At 45.2% G+C, this 17,291-nt stretch carries 13 protein-coding genes and 1 other annotated feature; all 13 genes read left to right on the forward strand.

Translation table 11 applies throughout. The features are described 5' to 3' along the window. Positions 1 to 230 precede the first annotated feature (230 nt). Positions 231 to 2,441 carry an anaerobic ribonucleoside-triphosphate reductase gene (gene nrdD, locus ACSYSR_RS05270; protein WP_489815916.1) on the forward strand — a complete coding sequence of 737 codons (2,211 nt, stop codon included), beginning with the start codon at positions 231 to 233 and terminating at the stop codon, positions 2,439 to 2,441. Next, positions 2,377 to 2,958 (forward strand): anaerobic ribonucleoside-triphosphate reductase activating protein, encoded by a 582-nt coding sequence (nrdG, locus tag ACSYSR_RS05275; protein ID WP_489815915.1) that lies wholly within the window; start codon positions 2,377 to 2,379, stop codon positions 2,956 to 2,958. Before nrdD ends, nrdG begins: the two co-directional genes overlap by 65 nt. Positions 2,959 to 3,189: 231 nt before the next feature. Beyond that, positions 3,190 to 3,978, forward strand: a complete 789-nt coding sequence (gene sufC, locus ACSYSR_RS05280; RefSeq protein WP_489815914.1) for a Fe-S cluster assembly ATPase SufC — start codon at positions 3,190 to 3,192, stop codon at positions 3,976 to 3,978. A gap of 1 nt (position 3,979) precedes the next feature. Then, positions 3,980 to 5,170 (forward strand): Fe-S cluster assembly protein SufD, encoded by a 1,191-nt coding sequence (sufD, locus tag ACSYSR_RS05285; protein WP_489815913.1) that lies wholly within the window; start codon positions 3,980 to 3,982, stop codon positions 5,168 to 5,170. Further along, on the forward strand, positions 5,151 to 6,365 hold the full coding sequence (locus ACSYSR_RS05290) for a cysteine desulfurase (protein ID WP_489815912.1): 1,215 nt from the start codon (positions 5,151 to 5,153) through the stop codon (positions 6,363 to 6,365). The genes sufD and ACSYSR_RS05290 overlap by 20 nt, the downstream gene beginning before the upstream one ends. Next, positions 6,362 to 6,865, forward strand: a complete 504-nt coding sequence (gene sufU, locus ACSYSR_RS05295) for a Fe-S cluster assembly sulfur transfer protein SufU (RefSeq protein WP_489815911.1) — start codon at positions 6,362 to 6,364, stop codon at positions 6,863 to 6,865. Before ACSYSR_RS05290 ends, sufU begins: the two co-directional genes overlap by 4 nt. 2 nt (positions 6,866 to 6,867) lie before the next feature. Continuing rightward, positions 6,868 to 8,298, forward strand: a complete 1,431-nt coding sequence (gene sufB, locus ACSYSR_RS05300; RefSeq protein WP_489815910.1) for a Fe-S cluster assembly protein SufB — start codon at positions 6,868 to 6,870, stop codon at positions 8,296 to 8,298. Between the two features lie 3 nt (positions 8,299 to 8,301). Continuing rightward, on the forward strand, positions 8,302 to 8,610 hold the full coding sequence (locus tag ACSYSR_RS05305; protein ID WP_489815909.1) for a metal-sulfur cluster assembly factor: 309 nt from the start codon (positions 8,302 to 8,304) through the stop codon (positions 8,608 to 8,610). Between the two features lie 400 nt (positions 8,611 to 9,010). Further along, positions 9,011 to 10,027, forward strand: a complete 1,017-nt coding sequence (locus tag ACSYSR_RS05310) for a HoxN/HupN/NixA family nickel/cobalt transporter (protein ID WP_489815908.1) — start codon at positions 9,011 to 9,013, stop codon at positions 10,025 to 10,027. 84 nt (positions 10,028 to 10,111) lie between these two features. Then, positions 10,112 to 10,333, forward strand: a binding site (T-box leader). Between the two features lie 50 nt (positions 10,334 to 10,383). Next, positions 10,384 to 11,763 (forward strand): amino acid permease, encoded by a 1,380-nt coding sequence (locus ACSYSR_RS05315; RefSeq protein WP_489815907.1) that lies wholly within the window; start codon positions 10,384 to 10,386, stop codon positions 11,761 to 11,763. Positions 11,764 to 12,121: 358 nt separating this feature from the next. Next, positions 12,122 to 13,741 carry a CTP synthase gene (pyrG, locus tag ACSYSR_RS05320; protein ID WP_489815906.1) on the forward strand — a complete coding sequence of 540 codons (1,620 nt, stop codon included), beginning with the start codon at positions 12,122 to 12,124 and terminating at the stop codon, positions 13,739 to 13,741. A 106-nt stretch (positions 13,742 to 13,847) separates the two neighbouring features. After that, positions 13,848 to 15,641 (forward strand): excinuclease ABC subunit UvrC, encoded by a 1,794-nt coding sequence (gene uvrC, locus ACSYSR_RS05325; RefSeq protein ID WP_489815905.1) that lies wholly within the window; start codon positions 13,848 to 13,850, stop codon positions 15,639 to 15,641. A gap of 274 nt (positions 15,642 to 15,915) precedes the next feature. Then, the gene (gene obgE, locus ACSYSR_RS05330) at positions 15,916 to 17,232 is read left to right on the forward strand and encodes a GTPase ObgE (protein WP_489815904.1); all 1,317 of its coding nucleotides are present in this window, start codon (positions 15,916 to 15,918) and stop codon (positions 17,230 to 17,232) included. The last annotated feature ends 59 nt before the right edge of the window (positions 17,233 to 17,291 follow it).

Genomic DNA, 17,291 nt, shown 5'->3' on the forward strand with positions numbered 1-17,291 from the left:
CATTGTTAAAAAAGTTTTGTGAAGAATTTCAATAACAAATAGTTATTTTTTTGTTGCTAATTTTTTCTGATTGTAAACAAAAAGTAATTATCATTCTAAACTCCTTGTGCCCTAAGACTAAGAGCACTTGAAGGGACTTTTTTCACAAGCGAACATCTGTTCTAAAAAACGAAATCGTTGTAGTATTTGAGTTACCCCAAAAAATAAAAAACAGGAGGGAGTAATTTAGAATGGTACAGACAATCGAAAAGAATCAATTGAAACAACTAACCGTGATCAAGCAAAGTGGTGAAGCAATGGCCTTTTATGCTTATAAGATTGATTTTATCTTGGATCACCTGAATTTATCGATCGAAACTGCTCAAGCCATTATGGCAGAATTGACCAAAACTTTGGCCAAGACCAAGAAAGTCACAACTGCAGAAATTCGAACGCTTTTGAATGCTTGTTTAGAAAAGTATGGTGAAGAAGAGGCCGTTAACCAGTATCAAACATATTGGGAAAAAGACAAACAAAAGTTCGCTGATGCTTCCAATGTTCAAAAGCGAATTGAAAAATTATTCGATCAGGATGCATCCGTTGTTCATGAAAATGCGAATAAGGATAGTCGGGTCTTCAATACCCAGCGCGATTTGGAAGCTGGTGCCGCTAGTCGCGCATTAGGAATGCAAATGCTACCAAAGATGGTTGCCAAGGGTCACATGCGTGGTGACATTCACTGGCATGATTTGGACTATTCGCCCGTGACCCCTGCTACTAATTGTTGCTTGATTGATTTTGACAACCTTTTGAACAACGGGTACAAAATCGGTAATGCCTGGGTTGACTCACCAAATTCCATTCAAACGGCAACGGCACAGATGTCACAAATCATTGCCAATGTTGCTTCCTCCCAATATGGTGGTTGCTCGGCTAACCGAATTGACCAATTGTTGGCTCCCTTTGCCAAGAAAAATTATGACAAGCACTTAGTCGATGCGAAAAATTGGGTCACAGAAGAAAAGCAAGCGGCGTATGCCAAGGAAAAGACCGAAAAAGACATTTATGATGCCATGCAGGCTTTGGAGTATGAAATCAATACTTTGTATTCTTCCCAAGGACAAACGCCCTTTACAACGATTAATTTTGGCTTAGGAACAAACTGGATTGAACGAGCAATTCAAACGGCCATCCTGCAAATTCGAATCAAAGGGCTTGGTAAGGAACGACGCACAGCAATCTTCCCTAAGCTGACTTTTACGGTTAAACGTGGTTTGAACCTTAATCCCAATGATCCCAATTATGATATCAAGCAATTGGCACTCGAATGTTCAACGAAGCGGATGTATCCTGACTTGCTGATGTACGACAAGATTATCGACATTACTGGCTCCTTTAAGACGCCCATGGGTTGTCGGTCCTTCTTACAGGGTTGGGAAGATGAAACCGGTCAGGAAGTTAATTCCGGCCGCATGAACCTGGGTGTTGTTACGGTTAACCTTCCTCGGATTTCACTTTTTGCGAAGCAAAATCGGGAACTTTTTTGGCAAATCTTTGATGAAAAGATTGCCTTGACCCATCAGGCCTTGGCTTATCGAATTGAACGAACGAAGGAAGCCGTGCCAGAAAATGCACCACTCTTGTACATGTATGGTGCTTTTGGCAAGCGCTTGAAGAAGACTGATAGCGTTGATGAAGTCTTTAAGAATGGTCGGGCTACGGTTTCGTTGGGTTATATCGGCCTGTATGAGACGGTTGCTGCCTTTTATGGTTCTAACTGGGAAGGAAACCAAGAGGCGCACGACTTCGCCGAGGAAATTGTTAAGCGAATGCATGACTACTGCGTTGAATGGGAAAAGGAGAGTGGTTACCATTACAGTCTCTATTCCACGCCAGCCGAATCGCTGACGGATACTTTCTGTGAGGCTGATATTGAAAAGTTTGGCAGGATTGAAGACATCACGGAAAAGGAATACTACACGAATAGTTTCCACTATGATGTCCGTAAGCACCCAACGCCTTTTGACAAAATCAGCTTTGAAGAAGCCTTTCCTAAGTACGCTGCTGGCGGCTTTATTCACTACTGCGAGTACCCAAATTTGCGTCAAAATCCCCAAGCTTTAGAAGCTGTTTGGGATTGGGCTTATGACCATGTTGGCTATTTAGGAACTAATACGTCAATTGATAAGTGTTTCAAGTGTGGTTTTTCGGGTGACTTTCAGGCTACTGCCAAAGGATTTGCCTGTCCACAATGCGGTAACCATGATCCGCAGCTGTGTGATGTGGTCAAGCGGACCTGTGGTTACCTTGGTAACCCACAACAACGTCCAATGGTTCATGGCCGTCACGTTGAAATTGCAGCCCGAGCAAAGCATTTAACACAGGAGATGATTACAGATGTCGCAAGCTACCAGAAAACCAAACAATCCGATGCCCAAAGAATGGACCGCAGCAGAGCTTAGTCAAGGATTTATTGCGGACTACAAAGCCTTTAACTTTGTTGACGGTGAGGGTGTGCGGTGTTCCTTATATGTTTCTGGCTGCAAGTTTATGTGTCCGGGCTGTTATAACGTGGTTGCACAAAACTTCCATTATGGTCAGCCCTATTCAATGGCACTCGAAGACCAAATTATTGAAGATTTATCCAAGGATTATGTTCAAGGTTTGACACTATTGGGTGGGGAACCTTTCTTGAACACTCAAGTCTGCAGCCAATTGGCCAAGCGGATTCGCCAGGAATTTGGTCATACAAAGGATATCTGGTCTTGGACCGGTTATACCTGGGATGAGTTAATGAAAGAAACCGATGACAAGCTAGAATTATTGTCTTTAATTGATATCTTAGTGGATGGTCGGTTCTTAGAAGAAGAAAAGGACCTCACTCTTCAATTCCGTGGTAGTGCTAACCAGCGCATTATCGATGTGCCAAAATCACTTGCTTCGGATGAAGTGGTTATCTGGGATAAATTAGTGCACTGATTTTTTTGGTCGGCGGATTGAGCAGATTAGCTGATCGTAATCTTTGAAAATGAGTGGCTCAACAGTTTCTAACTTTTGGGAGCAAAATAGTGATCTTTAGGGGACTGCAACACCCTGCTGGTGGGGAACAGTGACATGGTGTTGTGGTTCTTGTCATCTCGTCTTAGATTTTGTTCCAAGTAAGTTGATGATAATTAGAAAATAATGATATTTATGGGGATGGGATGACCAATGCAGACGCTAAAAATTGAAGACCTTCACGTTCAAATCGATGGCAAAGAAATTTTAAAGGGTGTTAACCTCACGGTTAATACGGGCGAAATTCACGCCATTATGGGACCCAACGGTACCGGAAAATCGACCTTGTCGCAAACCATTATGGGCCATCCGGCTTATCAAATTACCCAGGGGACCATCGAACTTGATGGCCAAGACTTAAGTGAAATGAGCGTCGATGAGCGCGCTCGAGCGGGCTTGTTTTTGGCGATGCAATATCCGGCTGAAATTCAGGGCATTACGAATTTTGAGTTTATGCGCTCGGCCGTGAATGCCAGGCGTGCCGATAACGACCAAGTGGATGTGATGACTTTCATGAAGGAACTGGAAGAAAAGCGGAATTTTTTGTCGATGAACGCTGAGATGGCCAGTCGCTATTTGAATGAAGGCTTTTCTGGTGGAGAAAAAAAGCGGAATGAAATTCTGCAAATGTTGATGATTAAACCAGCGATTGCGATTTTGGATGAAATTGATTCTGGTTTAGATATTGATGCCCTAAAAGTCGTTTCAAAGGGCGTCAATAGCATGCGCTCGACTGATTTTGCCACCTTGATGATCACGCATTACCAACGCTTGCTTGACTACATCGTGCCAGATTATGTGCACGTGATGATGGACGGTAAAGTCGTGAAGACAGGTGGCCCTGATTTGGCCAAGCGCTTGGAGGGTGAAGGTTATGCGGCCCTGCGCGATGAATTAGGCCTTGAAATTACGCTGACAGACGAAGATGTACCGGTGGTGTGAGATGGAAGAGGACAAAAGACAAGCGATTACTGAATTGCCCCTACCAGACTTTCCCAAAGTCCGGTTTCAACACTGGGGTCTGACGGATTTAGTTCCTGGTCAAGGGCAGGTAAATCAGCCCCTGCTGGCCAAATCCGGTGATGTCGGCATCGAGCTCGCGGGTCTGAGCCAAAGCTATTATGATTTGCCAAGTGATTTGGTTCAGGCTGGTGTTTTATTGCTACCACTAAAGCAGGCACAGCAAGACTATCCGAACTTAGTTGAACAAGTTTTTGACCGGATGGCTGAAACAAAGGACCGCTTGACGGCAGAAAACCAGCAAAGCGCCAATACAGGTCTCTTTGTTTACTTGCCGGCCGGGGTGACTGTTAGTACGAACTTGAACCTTTTTTTGGCTCATTTGGGTGCAGCAGGTGACTTGGTTGGCCGAGTAGTGATTTATGCTGATCGAAATAGTCAAGCACGAATCGTCAGTCAATTAGAAACGGTTACTGCAGGCATCAGCAATGTTTCCTTAGTGGTTGAGGTTTTGGCCGCTGCCGGTGCCAAACTGAAGCTGGTTAACTTCGACCACTTCGACCAGGAGACGACTGGCTTTATTAATCGACAGGCTGTTGTTTTGCATCAGGCGGAGGTCAACTGGGTCAACGCGGCCTTTAACGATGGCAACGTGATTAGCCAATTAACGACCAAACTGGTTGGGGAAGGTGCTCAATCAGAAACCGGTGTCGCCGCGTTTACTTCGGGCAAGCAGGTCCAAGGCTTTAATACGGAAATCCAAAATATCGGTCGGCACACGGTTGGTCATATTTTCCAACGTGGGGTGATTTTGAATCGTTCAAGCCTAATTTTTAATGGAATGGGCCGGATTATTAGGGGAGCCAAGGGGTCCGATGCCCAACAAGAATCACGCGTTTTGATGCTATCAAAGCGTGCCCGTGGTGAGGCCAACCCGTTGCTTTTGATTGACGAAAGTGATGTCACTGCTGGGCATGCGGCCTCTGTTGGTCAGGTCGATGACCAGCAATTGTACTATTTGATGAGTCGCGGTTTGCCGCTAGAAGTTGCTAGACGGTTGGTAGTTCGCGGCTTTGTAGGCGAAATCCTCGCTAAAATTCAGGACCAAAAGGTCGAAAATCAGGTTGTTGCGGCAATTGAAAGAAAGTTAAACAATGAAAACGGTACGAGATGACTTTACAATTTTAAATCGGCAGGTCAACGGTCACCCGTTAACTTACCTTGATGGGGCGGCGACGAGTCAAAAACCAATCCAGGTCTTAGACCAGATGCGGGCCTATTATGTGAAAGAAAATGCGAATGTTCATCGTGGCGTTTATACGCTCTCGCAAGAGGCGACAACTAACTATGAGGGTGCGCGGGCCAAGGTTGGGGCCATGATTGGTGCGACTTCTGCCAAAAACATTGTCTTTACCAGGTCGACGACCGAAAGTCTGAATTGGCTGGCCCAGGGCTATGGACGAAACCGGCTGAAGGTCGGGGATGAAATCTTGTTAACTCAGCTCGAACACCACTCGAACATTGTTCCTTGGCAGGTGCTGGCAAAGGTGACCGGGGCTAAGTTACGCTATGTTTCCCTGACAGCCGACGGGGAAATTGACCTGGTTGATTTTAAGAACAAACTCAGTCAGAAAACGAAAATTGTTTCCTTTGCCCACGTTTCCAATGTGCTGGGTAGCCTGGCACCCGTTAAGCCAATGGTAGCGCTGGCTCATGAGGTTGGCGCGACGGTCATTGTTGATGGCGCTCAGGCCGTTGGCCATTTTCCAATTGATGTTTCAGATTTGGATGTTGATTTTTATGCCTTTTCTGGTCACAAAATGCTGGGTCCCACAGGAATCGGGGTGCTGTACGGGAAAGCTGATTGCTTAAAGGCTATGACACCGGTGCAATACGGTGGGGAAATGATTGAACGGGTAACGTTAACAGAAGCAACCTTTCAAGAAGTTCCCTGGCGCTTTGAAGCTGGGACGCAAAACATTGCCGGCGCCATTGGCCTCGGGGCAGCTGTCGATTACTTGACCGAGGTTGGCTTAGAGACAATCGCCAACCGAGAGGAAGAGTTGATGGCAGCTGCTCTGTTAGCCCTGAAAAAAATTCCCGACGTGACCATTTATGGGCCAAAGACTGCTAAAAAACACCATGGTGTTTTGTCCTTTAACCTAGCAGGCATTCATCCGCATGACGTTGCCACTGTTTTGGATATGGCTGGCGTAGAGGTCCGGGCGGGCCACCATTGCGCTCAGCCATTAATGGATTATTTGGGCATTCAATCGGCCGTCCGGGCCACCATTGCCTTTTACAACAACCAAGAAGACCTTGATCGCTTCGTTTTGGCTTTGCGTCAGGCCCGGGAGTACTTTGCATGAATCAAGCAGACTTAGGAACTTTATACCGGCAGGTCATTTTAGACCATGCCAAAAATCCGCACCATTTCCAGACGCTACCAGCCTCTGTAGGCCAACAGGTTGAGAAATTCAACCCCAGCTGTGGGGATGTTTTACAAGTACGAATGATTGTTTTGGAAAATCAGATTCGCGATATGTCCTTTGATGGAGCGGGTTGTGCCATTTCGATAGCCGCTGCTTCGATACTGACTGAGCAGTTGATTGGGGAAAGTTTGCCGGTGGCCCGGAGAAAATTAGCGGCATTTTCTGAATTATTAGTGGCTGATCGGGACCCAGTCCAAGGTAGTCTGTTTATTGGTGATGGCCAATCCGTTGAGGCTGAAGGTGGCAAAGTCCAGGAAGTTGATCTTGGCGAATTATCAGCTTTGGCCGGCGTTCGTCAGTTTCCAACCCGACTCAAGTGCGCCACTCTCGCCAGCCATGCGGTGACTGATTTAATAGCCAAAATCGAGGGAGAGTAAGAATGGAAATCGATCGACAAGAAGACCTGCAGCGAACGCGGTCAGCAATTGGAGCCGATGAGGAGTATGCTCATGGTTTTCATGATGACTACCAGGCAGTCTATTCGACCGGGCAGGGGCTTAATGAAGACGTTATTCGTAAAATTTCAGCTAAGAAACAAGAACCAGCTTGGATGCTTGATTTTCGTCTTCAGTCTTACCAGGCTTATTTGAAAATGCCGATGCAGGATTGGGGCCCAGACCTGTCCGAGTTAGATTTTGATGAAATTTATTACTATAACAAGCCAACCAATGGTAAATACCGGGATTGGGATGCAGTCCCCCAAGAATTAAAAGACACATTTGAACGGTTGGGCGTTCCGGAAGCCGAGCGAAAGTGGCTGGCCGGCTCGTCTGCCCAATATGAGTCTGAGGTGGTTTACCACCGGATGAAAGAGGAGTTCGAGAAGACGGGGATTGTTTTCACGGACACCGACACGGCTGTGCAGGAATATCCCGAACTAGTTCGAGAATACTTGGGTTCATTGGTGAAACCTACCAATAATAAATTAGCCGCTTTAAACTCGGCCGTCTGGTCCGGGGGAACCTTTATTTATGTACCAAAGGGGGTTCATGTCACGACACCCATCCAGTCTTATTTCCGGATTAACACGGAAAAGGAAGGCCAGTTTGAACGCACCTTGATTATTGTCGATGAGGGCGCCCATGTTGATTATGTTGAGGGGTGCTCTGCACCAACTTACTCGCAAGATTCCCTACATGCGGCCGTGGTTGAAGTTATCGTGAAAAAGGACGGCTATTGCCGCTATACGACTATTCAAAACTGGTCGAACAACGTTTATTCACTGGAAACAAAACGATCAGCGGCCGAGGAAAACGCCACAATGGAATGGGTCGATGGTAACTTTGGTTCAAAGACAACGATGAAATATCCATCGGTTTATTTGAATGGTCAGGGAGCCAGGGGAACCATGCTTTCGATTGCTGTTGCCGGTGCAGGGGTTAACTTAGATTCTGGTGCCAAGATGATTCATAATGCTCCCAATACGTCCTCTTCGATTGTGTCCAAGTCGATTGCTCATGATGGTGGCTCAACTGATTACCGGGGAACAGTCAAGTTTAATCGGAATGCGGCCGGTTCTTTTGCTCACGTTGAATGTGACACCATCTTGGTTGACGACCAATCGTCAGCAGATACCATTCCATACAACACTGTCTTGAACGGGAATGTCTCGATGGAACATGAGGCAAAAGTTTCCAAGGTTTCTGAAGACCAACTTTATTACCTGATGAGTCGAGGGATTTCGGCTGAAAAGGCAACCGAAATGATTGTAATGGGCTTTGTGGAACCATTTACGAAAGAATTGCCGATGGAATACGCGGTGGAATTGAACCGTTTGATGAAGTTTGAAATGAGTGGATCGGTAGGTTAAAAAATGGATGCAGGAAAAAAAGAAGAAATCATGTTGGCCTTGAGTCAGGTGATTGACCCGGATTTTCGTGTGGATGTTGTTAATTTGGGTTTTATTAACGAAATTGATTTAAATGACCAGGGCTTGTGTACGGTCAATATGACTTTGACAGTGATTGGGTGTCCGATTATGGGTACTTTAGAAGAAATGGTTGTTCATGCCTTGGACGTCCTTGATGGCGTTGAGCAAGTTAAGATTGAATATCGTTGGGAACCGGCTTGGTCGGTTGAAAGGCTCTCACCATACGCCAAAGCAATGTTGGGCCTAAGTTAGAAAATAACGCTAAAACTTAATATTTTAATTGACAGCGTCTGAGCAAGCCCTTTGTAGCAAGCGTTAGTCCAAAAAAGAGTGGAAAAAAGCGCTACAAGAATGATCAAGATGCTGCCAAAGCAAGTGCAATGGAACGGGAATATTCAAAAACCATGACTATTTTGTAGAAAGGTAGGGGGATGGCTCAATTGCCAGCTGACGGTTGCCAAGAATTAATCATGAATCAACAATAGGTAGATTGCTTGATTATCCAATTGGGCCCTTCAAGCGAAAAATGACCAAGGACTTGCGATTAATCAAATGATGGTCAACATGGCGCTGATTTTTACGAGTTTGGCTTAGTACCATGGATTTTATGACTGAAGTAGATTTTAGAAAATAGAAAAGAGGAACAGTATTTATGACAGATAGTCACAGTTGGAAGTTCGATATTAGCCGATATGGGGCCTTTATTCTTTGCATCTTGGCCCTGGGGACCATGTTTTTGAGTACTGGGATGGACAAGTATCCTCAGTTACTCGGGATGGCCGGCATTTCGTTTACCTTTGGCCTACGCCACGCTTTTGATGTTGATCACATTGCTGCCATCGACAACATGACCCGGAAAATGTTAAATGACCACAAGAATACGAGAGGGGTAGGGTTTTCCTTTTCCTTCGGGCATTCTTTGGTCGTGGTGTTGTTAACTTTATTGACGGTACTTTTTGTTGAGTGGGCTGATCATTCTTTGCCAATTTTGGAGTCCGTTGGTGGCATGTTTGGGACCATGATTGCCGCTGTGATGTTGTTAATGCTGGCTTGCTTTAATACCTTTATCCTGCGTGGTATTTGGAAAAATTTTAGGCAAATGAAGAAGGCGGCTTTGGACCCCGATAACGAGCAATTAGCCGCTGAGTCAAAGATTTACAGCTTGTTTATGAAGATGTTGAACTTAGTTAACCATAACTGGCAAGTGGCCATTGTTGGTTTCTTATTTGGTTTGGGTTTTGATACGGCCACGCAGGTGGCCGTTCTAGCCACCTCGGCGACGGCAACGACTGCCGGTGTTCCCTGGTACGCCATCTTATCCGTGCCCCTGTTCTTTACCGCAGGAATGTGCTTGATGGATACTTTGGACGGCTTCTTCATGTCAACAACCTACAATTGGATTATTTCCACTTCTTACCGTAAGGTCTATTTTAATCTGATTTTGACTAGTATCTCGATTATTGCTGCCGGCTTTATCGGCATTGTTGACTTGATTCAATCGATGGCAGCTATGTTCCACTGGGAAAACTTCTTGACCAAGTGGGCGGGAGCCCTTGATTTCAACGAATTGGGTATTATTTTAGTGGTTATTTTCGTTGTTGCCTGGGCGGTTGCTTTGCTGATTTGGAAGTTGATGAACCTGTCGAAATATGAGCAAGTTGGATCGTAATCTTTGGAAAAATCAGGATGACAATGGCTACCGCCGGATTGTCTTTGATAAAAGTACTTGCAATTTTTTTCAGATACGCTTACAATTATCACATTCATGAGGACGAGTAATCGGTACAAGTCTGCTAGAGACGTCACGGTTGGTGAAAGTGATGGGCGAAGCCGGTGAAAACTCCCTCAGTAGTGGCCTTTGAGTAATGCGTGAAATGAAGCCCGGTTGTCAGCCGTTATCATGGCAAAAGAGTGTTGTCTAGGTCTTTTTACTTAGGCAAAACACGGGTGGTACCACGCAACAAGCGTCCCTAGAGATTTCTAGGGGCGCTTTTTTGTTTGGCCAACCGCGTGAAGGAGAAACAGATGGAAAATGGAAAAGAATTAAAGCGGTCATTGTCGTCGTTCCAGATGGAAATGATTGCCCTTGGTGGAACAATTGGTGTTGGACTCTTCTTGGGGTCATCATCGACCATCAAATGGACGGGGACGTCCGTCCTGCTGGCTTACCTATTGGCCGGTTTGGTCTTATATATTGTGATGCGGGCATTGGGTGAAATGCTCTACGTGAAACCAATTGTTGGATCATTTGCCAACTATGCAACGAAGTATATTCATCCGGTTGCTGGTTATCTAACCGTATGGGCGAATGTCTTTCAGTGGTTGACGGTTGGAATTTCGGAAACAATCGCCGTTGGCGATTACATGCATTACTGGTGGCCGGGTGTGCCAACCTGGGTAACGGGTGTGATTGTCTTAATCCTGTTGACGTTAACGAACTTGGTGACGGTGAAGGCCTATGGTCGATTGGAAGCCTGGTTCTCAATTATTAAGGTTTTGACGATTGTCTTTATGATTATCTTGGGTCTGTTGATGATTGTCTTTGGCTTTGGTAACCATGGCCATGCAATTGGCTTTTCAAACCTTTGGTCACACGGACCATTCTTTGCCCATGGCTTCAAGGGCTTCATGTTTGCCTTGTCAATTGTGGTCACTTCTTACCAAGCCATCGAGATCATTGGTATTACGGCCGGTGAAGCGGCCCATCCACAAGAAGCAATCGTCAAGTCGATTAAGTCGATTGTTGCGCGAATCTTGATTTTCTACGTTGGGGCAATCTTTGTGATTGTGACGATTTATCCTTGGGACAAATTAGATACGGTTGGTTCACCATTCGTTGAAACTTTTGCCAAGGTCGGTATCACGGCTGCTGCTGGAATCATCAATTTTGTTATGTTGACGGCGGCTGCATCAGCTTTGAATTCCGGTCTATTTTCATCATCACGAATGCTGTACACATTGGCACAGCAAAAGGAATTGCCACCAGTCTTCTTGAAGTTGTCAAAGAACCGCGTGCCAGACGTTTCCGTTTTGGCCATGTCTGTTGGAATTCTGCTGGGAATTGTTCTAAATGCCGTCTTACCAATTTTCTGGAAGGGGTCTGAGAACATTTTTGTCTTGGTCTACTCGGCTTCAACCTTGCCTGGCATGGTGCCATGGTTTGTCATCTTGATTTCGCAAATTAAGTTCCGGAGGGAAAATCCAGACCTGATGAAGGGGCATCCGTTCATGTTGGCCTTGTCACCATGGTCGAACTACTTTGCAATTTTCTTCCTATTAATTACTTTGGTTTTCATGGTGATTAACCCAACGACTCGGGTACCACTGGCCATTGGCTTTGCTTTCTTGTTCTTCATGGGGTTCTTGTACTTCTGGACGCACCGTAACCAGCAAGAAGTTAAGTAAAAGTTGGCTTTTCTGACAGGGACTTTTTGTTTGCTGAAAACCTCAAGATTGATAGTGTTATACCAAACACCGATTGCTTGCCTGTCAGCCTTTCTTTCAAAACACTTTAGCCCTGGTGTTGTTGTGAATGGTTGGGTATCTTCTGCCTTTAAAACTGCAATGCTTTGGTCTAGATAATTATTTTATCTAGTGTTGACATTCAAGGGGGCAGTCTGTAATATATATTAGGGCTCACATTTAATGTGAAAATCTTTTATGGCTCCCAAGCTACCGCTTGGGAGCCTTTCTATTTTATTTAATGAATTTTGGCTAAAACCATAGCAAAATTCAGTGTGTCAGGCAAAACATAGGAGGCATTATGGCAAAGAAGCAAACCAAGTATATTTTCGTTACCGGTGGGGTCGTTTCGTCCCTTGGAAAAGGGATTGTAGCAGCTTCTTTGGGTCGTTTGTTGAAAAACCGCGGCTTGAAGATGGCAATTCAGAAGTTGGATCCTTACATCAACGTTGACCCAGGTACCATGTCTCCATACCAACACGGGGAAACGTATGTTACGGGAGATGGCCTTGAAACTGACTTGGATATGGGTCACTATGAGCGGTTCATGGACATCAACACCAACATGTACTCAAACGTGACGACTGGTCGAATTTATTCAGAAGTTTTGGCCAAGGAACGTAAGGGTGATTACCATGGTGCAACTGTCCAGGTCATCCCACATATCACGAACGCTATCAAGGAGAAGATTGTTAAGGCTGGTGAATCAACTGATGCTGATGTGGTCATCGTTGAAGTTGGTGGAACGGTTGGCGATATCGAATCATTGCCATTTATTGAAGCCTTGCGTCAGATGAAGTCAGACTTTGGTAACGAAAACGTCTTCTACCTGCACACATCATTGATTGTTTACTTACAAGCTGCTGGTGAAGCAAAGACAAAGCCAACGCAACATTCTGTGACGACACTGCGTTCATTGGGTATTCAGCCTGATATGTTGGTTCTGCGGACGCAAAACCCATTGACGGATGAAATGAAGGAAAAGTTGGCAACCTTTACGGATGTTAACCCACAAGCGGTGATTGAATCACGCGATGTGGATACTTTGTATGAAATTCCTTTGAACTTACAAGAACAAGGAATGGACCAAGTGGTTGTCGACAAGTTGAAGCTGGACGTTCCTGAAGCCGACATGACGGAATGGAAGGCCATGGTTAATGCCATCGAGAATCCAAAGAAGACCATCCATGTTGCCGTAGTTGGTAAGTATACTGACTTGCAGGATGCTTATATTTCAGTGAACGAGGCTTTGAAGCACGGTGGTTATTCACAAGACACTGATGTTGAAATTGCCCATATTAATTCTGAAACGGTGACAAAAGAAAACGTTGCTTCCTTGTTGAAGGATGTCGATGGTATCATGGTTCCCGGTGGCTTTGGTCCTCGCGGAACAGAAGGTAAGATTCAAGCAATTCGCTATGCCCGTGAAAACAACATTCCATTTTTGGGTGTTTGCTTGGGAATGCAATTGGCCTCTGTTGAATTTGCCCGTGATGTCTTGGGTTATGCAGATGCCAACTCAATCGAGTTGAATCCTGAAACAACCCACCCTGTCATTGCCTTGATGGATGACCAAAACCAGGTTACCGACTTGGGTGGTACACAACGTCTTGGCTTCTATCCAACTTGCTTATTGGAAGATACCAAGACTGCTGCTGCTTATGGTAACAAGTCCGAGGTTGATGAGCGTCACCGTCACCGCTATGAATTTAACATTAAGTACCGGGACGAATTTGAAAAGGCTGGTATGGTCTTCTCAGCAACATCACCTGATAACAAGTTGATGGAAGTTATCGAATATCCAAAGAACGATTTCTTTATTGCTGCCCAATACCATCCAGAATTTATTTCACGGCCAAACAAACCAGAAGGTTTGTACAACAGCTTTATCACTGCGGCTGTGGCCTATAAAGAAAAGTAAGCACCAAGCTAATTTCTTAATGAATGCTTTGTTTTGAAAATAAAAAGGTCGCCAAATTGTTTGGCGGCCTTTTCGTACATAGAAGTCACGGGGGTATAATAAAGTTATGTTAGCCAATATCTCAAAACACCTTGAACAAAAACTGCTCCTCTTACCAGCCGAACCAGGTTCTTATCAAATGAAGGACCGCTTAGGCAAGATTATTTATGTTGGTAAAGCCAAAAACTTGAAGAACCGTGTGCGGTCATATTTTAAGCAGGACCATACTGGTAAGACGGCCGAATTGGTTGCCAACATTGTTGATTTCGACTTTATTGTGACCAATTCCGATAAAGAAGCCTTCTTGTTGGAAAACGAGTTAATCAAGAAGTATAAGCCTTATTACAACATCCGTCTCAAGTATGGAACAGGCTATCCATACATCAAGATTACCCGCGAAACTGATCCACGAATGGCTTTGGTTTCAGAAGTTAAGAAGGATGGGGCCTTTTATTTTGGTCCCTATCCTAACGTTTATGCCGCTCAGGAAACGCTCCATTTCTTGGAGAAAAATTATCCACTAAGACGGTGCAAGGGCCGCCAAGGGCGTCCTTGCCTTTACTATTCGATGGGCCAGTGTCTTGGTGCTTGTTTTCGGGATGTCCCTAAGGCAGAGTATACAGCTCAGGTTGATCGGATTAAGCGCTTTTTGTCAGGCGATACTAAGGTCGTTAAGCGTCAAATTGAAAAACAAATGGGCCAAGCAGCTGAAAATTTGGAGTTTGAGCGCGCAGCTGATTTACGCGACCAACTGAAGTACATCGACGAAACGGTTGAAAGTCAGCGGATTTTGTCGAATGATTCAACGCCACGTGATATCTTCAATTTTTACCTGAACAAGGGCTGGATTACAGTTTCCGTGATGTTTGTTCGGCAGGCTCGCTTAATCCGCCAAAGTAAGCAAACCTTTGCCGTTGTTGGTGACGGAATCGATGAATTTACGACTTTTATTCAGCAATTTTACCTACAGAAAAATATTCAAAAGCCAAAGGAAATTTTGGTACCACAGGGTGTTGACCACGACCTTTTAGCTGCTGCCTTGGATGTTCCGGTACGAACGCCCGTCCGCGGTGAAAAGAAGGATTTGTTAGACTTGGCAGAAAAGAACGCGAAGATTGCCTTAGATGAAAAGTTCCGCCTGATGGAACTCAATGAGCAGAAGACTTCGGGGGCAATGAAGGAAATCACCGATGTTCTTGGAATTTCGATGGGCCATCGAATTGAGGCTTTTGATCATTCTCATACCCAAGGGGAAGAAATTGTGTCGGCAATGGTGGTTTTTGAAGATGGGCGGCCAAACAAGGATATGTATCGGAAGTACAAGATTAAGTCGACCGACCATGCTGATGAGTGGTTGGAAACGCAGGAAGTCATTCGTCGACGTTATTCTCGCCTATTGAAGGAGGGAGCTGAAATGCCGGACTTAATTTTAATGGATGGAGGGATTATCCAGCTCCATGCGGCCAAGGAAGTTTTGGAAGATGAGTTGGGCCTGGATTTACCAATTGCAGCTATGGTTAAAAATGATAAACACAAGACTGCTGATTTGATTAATGGTCAGACTGAGGAGGTCGTGCGTTTAGATCACCAGTCCCAGGGTTTCTTCTTGGTTCAACGAATCCAAGATGAGGTCCACCGTTTTGCCATTACTTTCCATCGTCAGTCGCGGTCGAAAAAGTCATTGTCCTCGCGTTTGGATGCGATTACGGGTGTTGGCCCTAAAACCAGGCAGAAGCTGTTGACGAATTTTGGCTCCATTACCAAGATTGAAGCGGCAAGCATCGAAGAGTTGGAAGCCTTGGGATTGTCGTCTAAGGTTGCTCAGCTGGTCCATTGGTCACTTTCCGAGCAAAAGTCTTAGGAAAAATCAGTTTGATTGGCCAGTGAAATGAGCGTGTTTTGAAATCATGTTGGCGGATCATTGGCGCTTTACCTTTAATTTGCAGTATATTGGTAATGTTGATGCATTTGGCGCTCACCGTCAAAATTTTACTACGGCGAAAAAATTGGGTCGTTTTTGTCCTGATTTATCGTCTTAGAGACAGAAGTGTAGGCAAAGAGAACTTTCTGTGATACACTTAACTCTCTAGATTCATTGGATTAAAAAAGGAGTAGCGCATTGCGCGCGAATACAGATGGCGTTTGTTGATCAAGCACAAGTTGAGCTAAAAGCAGGTAAGGGTGGCGATGGAATTGTTTCCTTCCGTCATGAAAAGTTTGTGGCCATGGGTGGTCCCTTTGGTGGGGACGGTGGTCATGGTGGATCCATCATCTTAAAAGTGGATGAGGGGCTGCGAACTTTGATGGATTTCCGTTATAATCGTCACTTTAAGGCCCAGTCTGGTGGCAATGGTGGGACCAAAGGGATGACCGGTGCGTCTGCTGACGACCGGGTTATTAAAGTTCCCCAAGGGACTATTGTGACCGATGTTGATACCGGTGAGGTATTAGGTGACTTAGTGCGCCCTGATCAGACACTATTGGTTGCTCGTGGTGGTCGTGGTGGTCGCGGAAACATCCGCTTTGCCACACCAGCTAACCCAGCTCCTGAATTATCAGAAAATGGGGAACCGGGTCAAACGCGACAAATTAAGTTAGAGCTGCGGGTTTTGGCTGATGTTGGTTTGGTTGGCTTCCCGTCCGCTGGGAAGTCAACATTGTTGTCCGTGGTTTCAAATGCGAAGCCAAAAATTGCAGCTTACCACTTTACCACCATTGATCCCAATATTGGGATGGTCCGCTTAGGTGATCACCGTGACTTTGTAATGGCTGATTTGCCAGGATTGATTGAGGGGGCTTCGCAGGGTGTTGGCTTAGGCTTCCAATTCTTACGCCACGTTGAACGTACGCGTGTGATTTTACACCTGGTTGATATGTCTGGCATTGAAGGACAGGATCCTTATATACAATATAAGAAGATTTTGACTGAATTAAAGGAATATGATCCAACAATTTTGGACCGACCACAAATCGTTGTTGCCACTAAGATGGATATGCCTGACTCCAAGGATTTGTTTACGAAGTTCCAAGAACAGGTTCAAGCAGATTCTGGTTTGGCCAAGACGCCTGAAATTGTGTCAATTTCAGCTGTCACTCACGATGGTGTTGACACACTTTTGCGTAAGACAGCGGACTTGTTGGATCAGGCACCAGTCGCAACGGCTTACCAGCAGGAAGAAGAGACAACGGAAGAGAAGATTTACCAGTACAAGAAGCAGGCTCCTGTCATTTCCGTTGACTGGGATGATGAGCTGTCTTGCTGGTTGATTTCTGGACCGGAAGTCGAAAAGCTTGCCGCAATGACGAACATGCAGCGTGAAGCAACGATTATGCGTTTTGCGCGTCAACTTCGCCATATGGGTGTGGATGATAAGCTGCGTGAAGCTGGCGCCGAAGATGGCGACGATGTTCGAATTAATAATACAAACTTTGTCTTTGAATATTCTGAATAGGCCAAACAATCTTGGCTACCATTCAGTCGAAAAAGCCCACCTACAAAAATCGTAAGGCG

It is taken from the genome of Fructobacillus sp. ESL1096 (assembly GCF_058511985.1).